Annotated in this window: 15 protein-coding genes; 13 read left to right on the top strand and 2 right to left on the bottom strand. The window is 61.6% G+C overall.

What is annotated here, in order from left to right; all coding sequences use genetic code 11:
• Positions 1-186 precede the first annotated feature (186 nt).
• Genes ACF8R3_RS01410 through ACF8R3_RS01400 form a run of 3 tightly spaced genes read left to right on the top strand, consistent with a single transcriptional unit; the run spans position 187 to position 3,749 of the window.
• On the top strand, positions 187-846 hold the full coding sequence (locus ACF8R3_RS01410; protein WP_196125945.1) for a paraquat-inducible protein A: 660 nt from the start codon (positions 187-189) through the stop codon (positions 844-846).
• Positions 833-1,456, top strand: coding sequence for a paraquat-inducible protein A (locus tag ACF8R3_RS01405; RefSeq protein ID WP_058603173.1), 624 nt, complete (start codon positions 833-835; stop codon positions 1,454-1,456). The genes ACF8R3_RS01410 and ACF8R3_RS01405 overlap by 14 nt, the downstream gene beginning before the upstream one ends.
• Entirely contained in the window at positions 1,449-3,749 is a 2,301-nt protein-coding gene (locus tag ACF8R3_RS01400) for a PqiB family protein (protein ID WP_058638658.1), read from the top strand. Before ACF8R3_RS01405 ends, ACF8R3_RS01400 begins: the two co-directional genes overlap by 8 nt.
• 128 nt (positions 3,750-3,877) lie before the next feature.
• On the opposite strand, the gene rpsT is transcribed toward ACF8R3_RS01400, so the two are convergent.
• Positions 3,878-4,156 (bottom strand): 30S ribosomal protein S20, encoded by a 279-nt coding sequence (rpsT, locus tag ACF8R3_RS01395; protein ID WP_023533220.1) that lies wholly within the window; start codon positions 4,154-4,156, stop codon positions 3,878-3,880.
• Positions 4,157-4,406: 250 nt separating this feature from the next.
• Between rpsT and murJ the strand changes: the two genes are divergently transcribed.
• From murJ to ispH, 6 genes are all read left to right on the top strand, one after another.
• Positions 4,407-5,945 carry a murein biosynthesis integral membrane protein MurJ gene (murJ, locus tag ACF8R3_RS01390; protein WP_392514694.1) on the top strand — a complete coding sequence of 513 codons (1,539 nt, stop codon included), beginning with the start codon at positions 4,407-4,409 and terminating at the stop codon, positions 5,943-5,945.
• Between the two features lie 118 nt (positions 5,946-6,063).
• On the top strand, positions 6,064-7,014 hold the full coding sequence (gene ribF / locus ACF8R3_RS01385) for a bifunctional riboflavin kinase/FAD synthetase (protein ID WP_197844829.1): 951 nt from the start codon (positions 6,064-6,066) through the stop codon (positions 7,012-7,014).
• Entirely contained in the window at positions 7,011-9,842 is a 2,832-nt protein-coding gene (gene ileS, locus ACF8R3_RS01380) for an isoleucine--tRNA ligase (protein WP_197844828.1), read from the top strand. Before ribF ends, ileS begins: the two co-directional genes overlap by 4 nt.
• Complete coding sequence (gene lspA, locus ACF8R3_RS01375) at positions 9,835-10,350, top strand: signal peptidase II (protein WP_058638649.1); 516 nt, start codon at positions 9,835-9,837, stop codon at positions 10,348-10,350. The genes ileS and lspA overlap by 8 nt, the downstream gene beginning before the upstream one ends.
• Positions 10,343-10,780, top strand: a complete 438-nt coding sequence (gene fkpB / locus ACF8R3_RS01370; protein WP_058603168.1) for an FKBP-type peptidyl-prolyl cis-trans isomerase — start codon at positions 10,343-10,345, stop codon at positions 10,778-10,780. Before lspA ends, fkpB begins: the two co-directional genes overlap by 8 nt.
• A 14-nt stretch (positions 10,781-10,794) precedes the next feature.
• Positions 10,795-11,742: a 4-hydroxy-3-methylbut-2-enyl diphosphate reductase gene (gene ispH, locus ACF8R3_RS01365; RefSeq protein WP_058603167.1), complete on the top strand. Its 948-nt coding sequence runs from the start codon at positions 10,795-10,797 to the stop codon at positions 11,740-11,742.
• Positions 11,743-11,778: 36 nt separating this feature from the next.
• Here the strand turns inward: ispH and ACF8R3_RS01360 are convergent, their stop codons facing one another.
• Positions 11,779-12,276, bottom strand: a complete 498-nt coding sequence (locus ACF8R3_RS01360; RefSeq protein ID WP_392514692.1) for a GspH/FimT family pseudopilin — start codon at positions 12,274-12,276, stop codon at positions 11,779-11,781.
• Positions 12,277-12,385: 109 nt separating this feature from the next.
• On the opposite strand from ACF8R3_RS01360, the gene ACF8R3_RS01355 reads away from it, so the two are divergent.
• The 4 genes from ACF8R3_RS01355 to ACF8R3_RS01340 are packed head-to-tail and all read left to right on the top strand — an operon-like array spanning position 12,386 to position 14,052.
• A complete protein-coding gene (locus ACF8R3_RS01355; protein ID WP_078479150.1) occupies positions 12,386-12,568 on the top strand; it encodes a prepilin-type N-terminal cleavage/methylation domain-containing protein in 183 nt (60 codons plus the stop codon).
• Positions 12,565-13,203: a PilW family protein gene (locus ACF8R3_RS01350; protein WP_145256863.1), complete on the top strand. Its 639-nt coding sequence runs from the start codon at positions 12,565-12,567 to the stop codon at positions 13,201-13,203. Before ACF8R3_RS01355 ends, ACF8R3_RS01350 begins: the two co-directional genes overlap by 4 nt.
• Positions 13,200-13,664, top strand: a complete 465-nt coding sequence (locus tag ACF8R3_RS01345; RefSeq protein ID WP_078479148.1) for a hypothetical protein — start codon at positions 13,200-13,202, stop codon at positions 13,662-13,664. Before ACF8R3_RS01350 ends, ACF8R3_RS01345 begins: the two co-directional genes overlap by 4 nt.
• A gap of 1 nt (position 13,665) precedes the next feature.
• On the top strand, positions 13,666-14,052 hold the full coding sequence (locus ACF8R3_RS01340) for a type IV pilin protein (RefSeq protein ID WP_058638644.1): 387 nt from the start codon (positions 13,666-13,668) through the stop codon (positions 14,050-14,052).
• The last annotated feature ends 44 nt before the right edge of the window (positions 14,053-14,096 follow it).

The raw sequence follows: 14,096 nt of genomic DNA, 5'->3' as shown, positions 1-14,096 counted from the left end.
GCAGGTAGGGGTTTTGTCTTTGAGCGTCCAAAAAATTTTCCAAGCCTGCCTGTCGCTCAGGCACCCCTCCCTGATCGGCAAGAATCCAAATTTAGATCGCCTGGCCATTCGAAGCTGTATCTCCAGCCTATGCCGCCCTCCATAAGATCACTAGAATAACCCCACGCACTTACTCAGAAGCGTCCTATGTCCAACCCCGTCGAGCCAGAAACGCTGGCTGATCTGTCACTCGAAGACTTGGTCGCATGCCATGAATGCGATCTACTCTTACGCAAACCTGTGATCCACCCCGGTGAAAAAGCGCTTTGCCCACGCTGCGGCTACGAGCTCTATGCGCACCGGCATAATGTGGTCAATCGCAGCCTGGCGTTGGTGCTGACGGCGCTGGCGCTGTTCATCCCAGCCAATTTCCTGCCGATCATGCAGTTGCATCTGCTAGGTCAGACATCGGACGACACCGTCTGGAGCGGCGTACTGGGATTGTACGATTCGGGCATGCAGGGGGTGGCCATCGTGGTTTTCCTGTGCAGCATGGCCATACCGCTGGCAAAACTGATGTGTCAGCTGGTCGTTTTGCTGGCGATTCGGCTTAACACAGGGCGCAGGCTAGGGTTGTTGCTGTACAGGACCTATCACCACTTGCGTGACTGGGGCATGCTCGAGGTCTACTTCATGGGCGTGCTCGTGGCTATCGTCAAATTGGTGGACCTGGCAGAACTTACCGTAGGGGTTGGGCTGTTCTGCTTCATCAGCCTGCTGTTGATTCAGGTCTGGCTGGAGGTCGTAATGTCACCACACCAGGTCTGGAGTGCATTATCGGGGGAGGACCCGCATGCGGGCGATTGATGCAGGTATCGTTGTCTGCAACGAGTGTCATGAACTGAACAGGCAAGCCACAGGCGACGCATCCCAAACCTGCACGCGGTGCGGTGCCAGGGTGCATCCGCGTCGACCGAACAGCATCATGCGCACCTGGGCGCTGCTCATCGCTGCCTCCATTCTTTATATTCCGGCCAACGTGCTGCCGATCATGACCGTCAGCTCATTCGGTCAAGGCACGCCCGACACCATCATGTCGGGCGTCATTGCCCTGCTCAAGCACGGCATGGTACCGATTGCGGCCGTGGTATTTACGGCCAGTATCCTGGTGCCTACGTTCAAGCTGGTGGGGATCGGCCTGCTGTTGTATTCCGTGCAGCGCAGGCAGCCCCTGTCGGCGCGTCAACGGATCTGGATGTACCGTTTCATCGAATTCATAGGACGTTGGTCCATGCTCGACATATTCGTCATCGCCATTCTGGTGGCAGTGGTGAATTTCGGCAGGATAGCCAATGTCGAAGCCAATCTGGGCGCTGTCGCCTTCGCAACTGTGGTGATCCTGACAATGCTTGCTGCTTTGACTTTCGATCCCCGACTGATTTGGGATAACACGGAGTCGGATGACGACCATGAGTGACCTGCCAACGGCTAAAACCCGCCCTGCCTCCAATTGGTCGGCCATCTGGATCCTGCCCCTGATCGCGCTGATGATCGGAGGCTGGCTCGCATGGCAGGCCTACCGTGAGGCTGGCGTGCAGATCGAGGTGCGTTTCGAGTCGGGCGAAGGCATCGTCGCCAACAAGACCGAAGTCATCTACAAAGGCATGCCGGTCGGCAAGGTCAAGAGCCTGGTGCTGGATGCAGAGGGCGAGAATCAGGGTGTCATCGCTACCATCGAGATGAACCAGGCGGCCGAAGGGCATCTGAACAAGGGCACGCGTTTCTGGCTGGTCAAGCCGAGCGTCAGCCTGGCAGGTATATCCGGCCTCGAGACGTTGGTGTCTGGTAACTACATTGCCGTCAGCCCTGGAGAAGGGGAGCCCACCAAGCGGTTCACCGCGCTCAAGGTGGCACCCCCACTGTCGGATTCCGAGCCTGGTTTGCACCTTACCCTCAAGGCCGAGCGCCTGGGGTCGCTCAATAAAGACAGCCCGATCTTCTACAAGCAAATCCAGGTCGGCCGCGTGAAGAGTTACCGGCTTTCCGAAGACCAGAGCACGGTCGAGGTGAAGATTTTCATTGAGCCGGCCTATGCGAGTCTGGTGCGCAAGCACACGCGCTTCTGGAACGCCAGCGGCGTCAGCATCGATGCCTCTCTGTCGGGGGTCAAGGTGCGCAGTGAGTCGCTGTCGAGCATCGTCGCCGGCGGTATCGCCTTTGCCACGCCAGAGCACCGCAAGGACAGCCCGCCCACTGACCCAAGCCTGCCATTTCGCCTGTACGAGGACTTCGATGCAGCTCAGGCCGGTATTCGAGTAAAGGTAAAGCTGAGCGACTACGAGGGCTTGCAGGCAGGCCGTACGCCCGTCATGTACAAAGGTATCCAGGTGGGCTCTCTCAAGACCCTGAAAATGGAAGACAACCTATCCAGCGCCACCGCCGAGCTGACGCTGGACCCATTGACCGAAGACTATCTGGTTGATGGCACCCAGTTCTGGGTGGTCAAGCCTTCCATTTCCCTGGCGGGCATCACGGGCCTGGAAGCGCTGGTCAAGGGTAACTACATTGCCATCCGCCCTGGCGAGAAAGGCGCTCGCCCTGAGCGCGAGTTCGAAGCGCGCGCCAAAGCGCCGCCGTTGGACCTGAAGGCGCCGGGCCTGCACATGGTGCTGTTCGCAGATACCCTGGGCTCCCTGGAAGTAGGTAGCCCCGTAACCTTCAAGCAGGTGAAGGTAGGTAGCGTGCAAAGCTATCAGTTCGCCCGTGACAGCAACCGCATTCTGATCGGTGTTCACATCGAGAAAGAATACGAAAAACTAGTAAACGGCTCGACACGGTTCTGGAACGCCAGTGGTATTACCCTCACCGGTGGCCTGTCCGGCATCAAGATCAAGAGTGAATCCCTGCAGACCTTGATGGCAGGCGGCATTGCCTTCGACACGCCACGGCCCAATGTGCCGCTAAAGCGCCATATCCCGCGTTTCCGCTTGCATGAGAGCCAGGAGGCAGCCAATCGTGCCGGTACCCTTATCACCATCCGCGTAGAGCGTGCCGATGGGCTCAAGCCAGGCACCGCCATCCGCTTCCGGGGGCTGGATGTGGGCAGTGTAGAAAGTGTGGACCTTACCAAGGACATGCAGGCAGTGCTGTTGAAGGCGCGTATTACCGAAGCGGCAGAGCGCATAGCTCGTGCCGGCACTCAGTTTTGGGTGGTCAAGCCATCCTTCGGCCTGGTGCGCACCGAAAACCTCGACACGCTGGTAGGCGGGCAGTACCTGGAGGTACAGCCTGCGGTCAAGGACAGGGGTCCTCAGCGTGACTTCATCGCACTGGCCGAAGCGCCCGAGGTTGCGGGGCCCGAAGTGGGTTTGCCAGTGACCCTCAGCGCACCTCGGCTAGGCTCCATCAAGCCCGGTGTGCCCGTGACATTCCGCGAGGTGGCGGTGGGCAAGGTGACCGATGTCGAGCTGGGGCAGAGTGCCGACAGGGTGTTGATCCACATTCTGATCGAGCCACGTTATGCCAGCCTGGTACGTAGCGGCAGCCGCTTCTGGAACAGCAGCGGCTTTGGCTTCGATTGGGGCTTGTTCAAGGGCGCCACCGTGCGCACGGAGTCGCTGGAAACATTGATCGATGGCGGTATCGCCTTCGCGACGCCCGAGGGTGAACGCATGGGCACCCCGGCTCGGCCAAGGCAAACCTTCCCGCTGTTCGAAAAAGCCGAAGACGAATGGCTGCAGTGGGCACCCAAGATCCAGATCGCCAAGTGATACAGGGCAGGGCCGCCATGCGGCCCTGCAACTATTCAGAGCGTGCGTTGAGCCACGAACCGGGAAACTGACAAAACGCAGGCATAAAAAAACCGACCCTGAGGTCGGTTTTTTGACTAGCGCGTCGCTTAGGCAGCTGCAGCTTCTTTCAGCGCCTTGATGTGGCCATTCAGACGGCCTTTGTGACGAGCAGCCTTGTTCTTGTGGATGATACCTTTGTCGGCCATACGGTCGATTACAGGTACAGCCAGAACGTAAGCGGCTTGCGCTTTTTCGGCGTCTTTTGCGTCAATGGCTTTAACTACATTCTTGATGTAGGTGCGGACCATGGAACGCAGGCTGGCGTTGTGGCTGCGACGCTTCTCAGCCTGTTTTGCACGTTTCTTGGCGGAAGGTGAGTTGGCCACCGTCGAGCTCCTCGAAAGACTTTAGGTAAATAGCAAACAAAATAGGCCGCGAATCATGCCGATCAGTCGGACGGATGTCAAGGCCACTTGCAAGGTTCCGCCGAGCGGTGCGCCAACAAGCGGGAAAGATTCCTTTCTGCTGCGCGACCTGTACACTCGGGAATTTTTGGCTCCCCTGCGAAGGCGCGGGAGTATCGCACATTCGGGCGCGCTCTGGCAGCGTCCTCTGTCATTGGCGTGAATCTTTTCGATGAACCTGCTCAAATCCCTGGCTGCGGTAAGCTCGATCACCATGATTTCGCGGGTGCTGGGCTTTGTCCGCGACACCATTCTGGCGCGTATTTTCGGCGCCGGCGTTGCCACCGATGCCTTCTTTATTGCATTCAAGCTACCCAACCTGCTGCGCCGCATCTTTGCCGAAGGGGCGTTCTCCCAAGCATTCGTGCCCATTCTTGCCGAATACAAAAGCCAGCAGGGCGAAGAGGCCACGCGTACTTTCGTGGCCTACGTCAGCGGCTTGCTGACGCTGGTGCTGGCCGTTGTGACCGGCATCGGCATACTGGCCGCACCCTGGGTGGTGTGGGCCACGGCGCCTGGTTTCGTCGACAACGCCGAGAAATACCAGCTCACCACCGATCTGCTGCGGGTCACCTTTCCTTATATATTGCTGATCTCGCTGTCATCGCTGGTGGGCGCCATCCTCAACACCTGGAACCGCTTCAGCGTGCCGGCCTTCACGCCGACCTTGCTGAACGTGGCGATGATCGTGTTCGCCGTATTGCTCACGCCGTATTTCAATCCGCCGATCATGGCGCTGGCCTGGGGCGTGCTGGCCGGTGGCCTGGCGCAACTGCTCTACCAGCTGCCGGCCCTGAAAAGGATCGGCATGCTGGTGTTGCCGCGGCTGAACCTGAAAGATGCAGGCGTGTGGCGGGTGCTCAAGCAGATGATCCCTGCCATCCTCGGCGTCTCGGTGAGCCAGATATCGCTGATCATCAATACTATTTTCGCCTCGTTCCTGGTGGCAGGTTCTGTCTCCTGGATGTATTACGCAGACCGGCTTATGGAACTGCCGTCTGGTGTCCTGGGCGTCGCTTTGGGCACCATCTTGCTACCGACCCTGGCCAAGACTTACGCCAACAAGGACCGGGAAGAGTACTCGCGCATCCTCGACTGGGGCCTGCGCTTGTGCTTTTTGCTGGTGCTGCCGTGTACGCTGGGGTTGGCGATCCTTGCCGAGCCGCTGACCGTGGCCCTGTTCCAGTACGGCAAATTCAGCGCGACCGATGCGGCCATGACCCAGCAGGCGCTGATCGCCTATTCCGTTGGTCTGCTGGCAATCATCATGGTCAAGGTGCTGGCGCCGGGCTTCTATGCGCAGCAGAATATTCGCACGCCAGTGAAGATTGCCGTCTTCACCCTGGTCTGCACGCAACTGTTCAACCTTGTGCTCATCGGCCCGCTGGCGCATGCCGGACTGGCCCTGGCCATCAGCCTTGGCGCCTGCCTCAACGCCGGCTTGCTGTTCTGGAAACTGCGCACCCAGCGGCTGTTCCAGCCGCAACCGGGCTGGGCCGTGTTTCTGCTCAAGCTGGTGTTGGCGGCAAGCCTGATGTCCGGTGTCCTGTTGGCCGGCATGCACTACCTGACGGCCTGGGTCGAGGGGAACATGCTTGAACGACTGATGCGGCTGATGGCGCTGATCATGGCGGGCGTCGTCACCTACTTTGGTTGCCTGTACCTGTGCGGTTTCCGGCCTCGGCAGTTCGCCCGCAAAGCCTTGCACTGAGGCGGCGGGCGCGTCAGGCGTCGGTTTTTCGCAATCCACGCCGCCCTTGGGCGCTGCTGCCTGTCACCGGCGCCCGGGTGTGGTTATAATCGGCCACTTTATGAGCAAGAAGCGCGTTATGCAGCTGGTTCGAGGTCTTCACAACCTGCGCCCCGAACACCGGGGGTGTGTCGCCACCATTGGCAACTTCGACGGGGTTCATCGTGGCCACCAGGCAATCCTGGCGCGCCTGCGCGAGCGCGGCCAGGCCCTGGGCCTGCCGACCTGCGTGGTAATCTTCGAACCGCAGCCGCGTGAGTACTTCACGCCCGACACCGCGCCGGCCCGCCTGGCCCGGCTGCGCGACAAGATCGCGTTGCTGGCCGGGGAGGGCATCGACCGCGTGTTGTGCCTGGCCTTCAACCAGCGCCTGGGTGAGCTCGACGCCGACGACTTCGTCAGGACCATCCTGGTCGATGGCCTGGGCGTGCAGCATCTTGAAGTGGGTGACGACTTCCGCTTTGGCTGTGACCGTAAAGGCGACTTCGCCTTCCTGGTCCAGGCAGGCGTGCAGTATGGTTTTACCGTAGAAGCCGCCAACACCGTGATCCAGGACGGCCTGCGGGTCAGCAGCACCGAGGTGCGCAAGGCGCTGGCGCAAGGCAACTTCGAGCTGGCCGAGCACCTGCTGGGCCGCCCGTACAGCATCACCGGCCGCGTGTTGCATGGCCAGAAGCTGGCCCGCCAGCTCGGCACACCCACCGCCAACATCCAACTCAAGCGCCGTCGTGTACCGCTGGCCGGGGTCTACCTGGCCAGTATCGAGATCGATGGCAAGGCCTGGGCGGGTGTCGGCAACATTGGCGTGCGTCCTACCGTTGCCGGTGACGGACGCCCGCACCTGGAAATCCATCTTCTGGACTATGCCGGTGACCTTTATGGCCGCCGCCTGACGGTGGTGTTCCACCACAAGCTGCGTGAAGAGCAGCGATTCGCCTCCCTGGAGGCGCTGAAGTCGGCGATCGATGCGGATATCGCCGCCGCACGTGCACATTGGCACGCTCAACCGCTAACCAAGAGCCTGAAATGACCGACTACAAAGCCACGCTAAACCTTCCGGACACCGCCTTCCCCATGAAGGCCGGCCTGCCTCAGCGCGAACCGCAGATTCTGCAGCGCTGGGACAGCATTGGCCTGTACCAGAAGCTGCGCGAGATTGGCAAGGATCGTCCCAAGTTCGTCCTGCACGACGGCCCGCCCTACGCCAACGGCAAGATCCACATCGGTCATGCGCTGAACAAGATCCTCAAGGACATGATCGTCCGTTCCAAGACCCTGGCCGGCTTCGATGCGCCGTACGTGCCGGGCTGGGACTGCCATGGGCTGCCGATCGAACACAAGGTCGAAGTCACCCATGGCAAGCACCTGACCGCCGACCGTACCCGCGAGCTGTGCCGCGAGTACGCTGCCGAACAGATCGAAGGGCAGAAGACCGAGTTCATTCGCCTGGGCGTGCTGGGCGATTGGGACAACCCCTACAAGACCATGAACTTTGCCAACGAGGCCGGTGAAATCCGCGCCCTGGCCGAGATGGTCAAGCAGGGCTACGTGTTCAAGGGCCTCAAGCCGGTGAACTGGTGCTTCGATTGCGGCTCGGCACTGGCCGAGGCCGAAGTCGAATACGCCGACAAGAAGTCGCAGACCATCGACGTGGCGTTCCCTGTCGCCGATGACGCCAAGCTGGCCGCAGCCTTCGGCCTGGCGGCACTCGAAAAGCCGGCCGCCATCGTGATCTGGACCACCACCCCGTGGACCATCCCTGCCAACCAGGCACTGAACGTTCACCCCGAATTCCAGTACGCTCTGGTCGATATCGGCGAGCGCCTGCTGGTCCTGGCCGAAGAACTGGTCGAGTCCTGCCTCAAGCGCTACGAACTTGAGGGTTCGGTGATCGCCACCGCTCCAGGCTCGGCCCTTGAACGGGTCAACTTCCGTCACCCGTTCTACGACCGCCTCTCGCCGGTCTACCTGGCCGAATACGTCGAACTCGGCGCAGGCACTGGTGTGGTGCATTCCGCGCCGGCCTACGGTGAAGACGACTTCGTGACCTGCAAGCGCTACGGCATGGTCAACGATGACATCCTCACGCCCGTGCAGAGCAACGGGGTGTACGTCGAATCGCTGCCGTTCTTCGGCGGGCAGTTCATCTGGAAGGCCAACCCGGCCATCGTAGAGAAACTGGGCGAAGTCGGTGCGCTGATGCACACCGAGACCATCAGCCACAGCTACATGCACTGCTGGCGTCACAAGTCGCCGCTGATCTACCGTGCCACCGCACAGTGGTTCGTGGGCATGGACAAACAGCCACGCGACGGTGAACCGCTGCGCGAGCGTGCCCTCAAGGCCATCGAGGACACCAAGTTCGTCCCGGCGTGGGGCCAGGCACGCCTGCACTCGATGATCGCCAACCGGCCTGACTGGTGCATCTCGCGCCAGCGCAACTGGGGGGTGCCTATCCCGTTCTTCCTGAACAAGCAGACGGGTGAGCTGCACCCACGCACCGTCGAGTTGATGGAAGAGGTTGCCAAGCGCGTCGAGCAACAGGGCATCGAGGCCTGGTTCAAGCTCGACGCCGCCGAGTTGCTGGGCGCCGAAGCCGATCAGTACGACAAGATCGCCGACACCCTGGACGTATGGTTCGACTCTGGCACCACGCACTGGCATGTACTGCGCGGCTCCCACGACATCGGCCATGCCACCGGCCCCCGCGCCGATTTGTACCTGGAGGGTTCCGACCAACACCGCGGCTGGTTCCACTCGTCGCTGTTGACCGGCTGCGCCATCGACGGCCACGCCCCGTACCGCGAGCTGCTGACCCACGGCTTCACGGTGGACGAGAACGGCCGCAAGATGTCCAAGTCGCTGGGCAACACCATCGAGCCCGAGAAGGTCAACAACACCCTGGGTGCCGATATCCTGCGCCTGTGGGTAGCTGCCACCGACTACTCCGGCGAAATGGCAGTGTCCGAGCAGATCCTGCAGCGCAGCGCCGATGCCTACCGGCGTATTCGCAACACCGCACGCTTCCTGCTCTCCAACCTGACCGGCTTCGACCCGGCCCGCGACCTGCTCGCGCCGCAGGACATGCTGGCCCTGGACCGTTGGGCGGTGGACCGCACCCTGTTGCTGCAACGCGAGCTGGAAGAGCACTACGGCGAGTACCGCTTCTGGAACGTCTACTCCAAGGTGCACAACTTCTGTGTGCAGGAGCTGGGTGGTTTCTACCTCGACATCATCAAGGATCGCCAGTACACCACCGGTGCCAACAGTGTCGCCCGTCGCTCCTGCCAGACCGCGCTGTACCACATCAGCGAGGCGCTGGTGCGCTGGATCGCGCCGATCCTGGCCTTCACCGCCGACGAAATCTGGCAGTACCTGCCGGGTGAGCGTAACGAGTCGGTCATGCTCAATGGCTGGTATGAGGGCCTGAACGAGCTGCCGGAAGGCACCGAACTCGATCGCGCCTATTGGGATCGGGTGATGGCGGTCAAGGCTTCGGTCAACAAGGAACTGGAAAACCAGCGGACCGCCAAGGTCATCGGCGGCAACCTGCAGGCCGAAGTCACCTTGTATGCGGACGAGGGCCTGAGCGCCGACCTGAACAAGCTGGGCGACGAGCTGCGCTTCGTGCTCATCACCTCGGCTGCCAGCGTTGTGCCGTTCGCGCAGGCGCCTGCCGAGGCGGTGGCGACCGAAGTGGAAGGCCTTAAGCTGAAAGTGGTCAAGTCCGGCTACACCAAGTGCGGCCGTTGCTGGCACTTCCGTGCAGACGTCGGCAGCCATCCGGAGCACCCGGAAATCTGCGGTCGCTGTGTGGAAAACCTGACCGGCTCCGGCGAGGTGCGCCACTATGCCTAACCTTGCAGGGGGGCGCTTCGGGCGCCTCGCGTGGCTGTGGCTGAGCGTGCTGGTCCTGGTCGTCGACCAGGCCACCAAGCTGTACTTCAACAATGCCCTGACCATGTACCAGCAAATTGTCGTCATCCCCGACTACTTCAGCTGGACCCTGGCCTACAACACTGGCGCTGCGTTCAGTTTCCTGGCCGATGGCGCCGGCTGGCAGCGTTGGTTGTTCGCCCTGATCGCCGTGGTGGTCAGCGCAGTGCTGGTGGTGTGGCTCAAGCGCCTCGGTCGTCATGAAACCTGGCTGGCCGTAGCGCTGGCCCTGGTACTGGGTGGTGCTATCGGGAACCTCTACGATCGCATCGTGCTGGGCCATGTGGTCGATTTCATCCTGGTGCACTGGCAGAACCGCCACTACTTCCCGGCCTTCAACGTGGCTGACAGCGCCATCACCGTCGGCGCAATCATGTTGGCGCTGGATATGTTCAAGAGCAAGAAATCCGAGGAGCCGGTCCATGACTGACATTCGTATCGGCCAGAACACCGAAGTCACCCTGCATTTCGCCCTGCACCTGGAAAACGGTGACACGGTCGACAGCACGTTCGACAAGGCACCTGCCACCTTCAAGGTGGGCGACGGCAACCTGCTGCCGGGCTTCGAGGCCGCGCTGTTCGGTTTCAAGGCTGGCGACAAGCGTACCGTGGAGGTTGCCCCGGAGAACGCCTTCGGCCAGCCTAACCCACAGAATGTGCAGGTTATGCCGAGGTCCCAGTTCGAAGGCATGGAGCTGTCCGATGGCTTGCTGATCATTTTCAAGGACGCCGCCAACGCCGAACTGCCGGGCGTGGTGAAGGCCTTCGACGACGATCAGGTGACCATCGACTTCAATCACCCACTGGCTGGCAAGACCCTGACCTTCGAGGTGGAGATCCTCGAGGTGAAGGCCCTGTAGGCCTGGAGCCGATCATGCAAATCAAACTCGCCAACCCGCGCGGCTTCTGCGCGGGGGTCGACCGGGCAATCGAAATCGTCAACCGCGCGCTGGAAGTGTTCGGCCCGCCCATCTATGTGCGTCACGAAGTGGTGCACAACAAGTTCGTCGTCGAAGACCTGCGCAGCCGTGGCGCCATTTTCGTCGAGGAGCTCGATCAGGTGCCGGACGATGTCATCGTCATCTTCAGCGCCCATGGGGTTTCCCAGGCCGTGCGTCAGGAAGCCGGTGGGCGCGGCCTGAAGGTGTTCGATGCCACCTGCCCGTTGGTCACCAAGGTGCACATCGAGGTGGCCAAGTACAGCCGCGATGGCCGTGAGTGCATCCTGATTGGCCATGCCGGGCACCCGGAAGTCGAAGGCACCATGGGGCAGTATGACGCCAGCAACGGCGGGGCCATCTACCTGGTAGAAGACGAGAACGATGTGGCCAATCTGCAGGTGAAAGACCCTGACCACTTGGCATTCGTGACGCAAACTACCCTGTCGATGGACGACACCAGCCGCGTGATCGACGCGCTGCGTGCGCGCTTTCCCAACATCGGCGGGCCGCGCAAGGACGATATCTGCTACGCCACGCAAAACCGCCAGGATGCCGTGAAGCAACTGGCCGACGAGTGTGATGTGGTCCTAGTGGTCGGCAGCCCCAACAGTTCCAACTCCAACCGGCTGCGTGAACTTGCCGAGCGCATGGGCACCCCGGCCCATCTGATCGACGGTGCTGAAGACCTGCAGCGGGCCTGGTTCGACCAGGTTGGCCGCATCGGCATCACCGCAGGCGCGTCCGCGCCGGAAGTGCTGGTGCGCGGCGTCATCGAACAGCTCAAGGCATGGGGCGCTACGGGTGCCGAAGAGCTGGACGGGCGTGAAGAGAACGTCACCTTCTCGATGCCCAAAGAGCTGCGTGTGCGCTCATTGATCTGATCGCCTGCGCGGGCCTGAGCGTTTATCCATAAACGCTCAGGCCCCAGCATCTGTGCACCTTCGATTATCGCGGATTTCATTCGATACCCGGACCCTGCCGCTGGACGCCATCACCACTTGATGCTGGCTGGTGCCGGCCGAGCGCGTGCATACCTCGAAAGTCGCCGCCAGCCAGTTGCCGGCAGGGTTGACTGGCAGGCCCATGGCCGTGAACGTCATCGTCGGACCCAGGTTCGCGGCGATCTGCAGAGGCCGGCGCAGGCGTTGTTCACGCAGCACCCGCGAATCCTGCACCAGCATCACTCGCCATCCGTTGCCCCACGCATCGTCGAGCGCCTGCACCCGCACATCCTCACCCAACAGCATGGCGTGCCCGCGTGCGCTACGCAGCGTTTGCGCCAAGTCCCGCGTGACGGCAGCACGGTGTAGGTCATCGCTGAGCTTGACGTAGGCAGGCGCCCCAAGCTGCGTCAGGACAGCGAGCACCGCCAGCGCCGACACCGTTTGTATCAGTGTTACTCCCTGTTGCTTCACCGTGCATTTCTCCTTGGACGTGCTTGGCTTTAGCTTCACGCACGCGGGGTCACCCTTCCAGTGGCAGGCGTACATCGACAACGCATGAAAAGTCGCAGGAGCTGCAGGGATGCAGGTAACGCAACGGGGCATGACGCTCTTGGAAACGCTGTTGGCCATGGTGGTGATTGCCGTGGGCATGTTTGCCGCAGCGGCGCTGCACATGCAGGCTTTGCAGGCCACGCATGACGCTCGGCAGCAGGCGCAGGCGGTGCTGGCATCTGCCAGTGCACATGAGCAGGCGCTGCCATGAGGCTTCGGCAAAACGGGGTCGGATTGCTCGAACTGCTGCTGGCGCTGGCACTCGGGTTGATGCTGTTGGCCGGCGCCAGCCAGTTGTTCACCTCTGCCCACCGGGCGTGGCAGTTGCAAGCGGCTGCGCTGCGCATGCAGGAAGATGCACGGCTGGCCCTATTGCGCATGGCCCAGGACGTCCGTATGGCTGGCATGTTCGGCTGCCTGCGCTTAGAGCCCGCTGATCTGCCGGACGGCGACACCCTTGCCGCCTTTAGCCGACCACTGGAAGTCGAGGAATCAAGCCTTACGGTGGTAGTGGCCGACCTTCCGGGCCATTCGCTCAAGCCCCAATGGACCCTGCTCACTGACTGCGTCGGATACGCCAAAGTACATCGTGGACATGTCCACGCCGTCGCGCCGCTGATGGCCATCCCCATCACCCGGCATCGTTACGCCGTCAGGGACGATACCCTGTACTTCACCCGTGGCAGCAGCACCCAGCCCCTGCTTGAGCATGTACGCCGTCTACACGTGGTGGCTGCGGACGATGGCCAGCGCATCGACCTGCACTTGAATCTGTTCGACCCTTTGTTGGCGCTGGAGCAGCAGTACGTTGTCAGTGTGGCCCGCCGCAACGGGGGCGAGCCATGACACGTGAGCGGGGGGTGGTGCTGCTGTTGGCGTTGGGGCTGAGCCTTTTGTTGGGGGTGCTGAGCACTTCGGCGCTACGTGCAGCCGCCGTTGAAACGCAAATGGTAGGCCTGTTCAAAGAAGGTCAGCTGGCCTTCGAGCAGGCCGAAGCCACATTGGCGGTTGGCAAGCAATCGATCGTGCAGGCGCCGCCACCGCCGTGTGAAGTGTGTCTGCCGCCTGAGCAGCCTCATCGCCTGGCCGGGGCCTGGCAAGCCGGGCCGGAAGGTTTTTTTCAGGTGCAGAACCTGGGTACTACGCAACGCGCCGTGGCTATCCCGATGGGGCGACCAGTGACCGTGTTCCGGGTCACCGCGGTCAGCCAGCGAAGTCATCCGCGGCAGGCAGTGGAAGCGGTGTATGCCAACGATGGCGGTGAGCTTGTCCGCATGGCGTGGCGACAAAGATTCAGAGGAGACTGACATGCAGCAAGGCATTAGCCTGATCGAGCTGTTGATTGTGCTGGCCGTCACCGGCATTCTGGCAGCCATTGCCTACCCCCGTTACAACGACCACCTGCGGCAGGCAGCGCGCCACGAGGTGGTCGCCCTGTTGCAAGATGCCGCATTGCGCCTGGAACGCCATCGCTTGCTTACTGGCCAGTATGCCGAAGGCGACCCGAGTCTGCCTTCGGGCAACCGCTACTACAGCCTGCAAGCGCTGCGCGAGGACCAGACCTTCACCCTGCGTGCCCGACGTTTGCCCACAGGGCTCATGGCCGAAGATCGCTGTGGCGATTTCGAGCTTGATCAAGCTGGGGTAGGGCGCAACCACGGCGCCAGCGACAGCGCGCGCTGCTGGGGAGGCTGAACGGTCACAGGTGCCCGGTGCATCGCGGTTTTTTACTTCAGGTG

This window comes from Pseudomonas sp. FYR_7, assembly GCF_043106155.1.
GTDB lineage: Bacteria > Pseudomonadota > Gammaproteobacteria > Pseudomonadales > Pseudomonadaceae > Aquipseudomonas > Aquipseudomonas parafulva_B.
The sequence above is the reverse complement of the archived record's forward strand: the minus strand, read 5'-3'. Positions and strand labels throughout refer to the sequence as shown.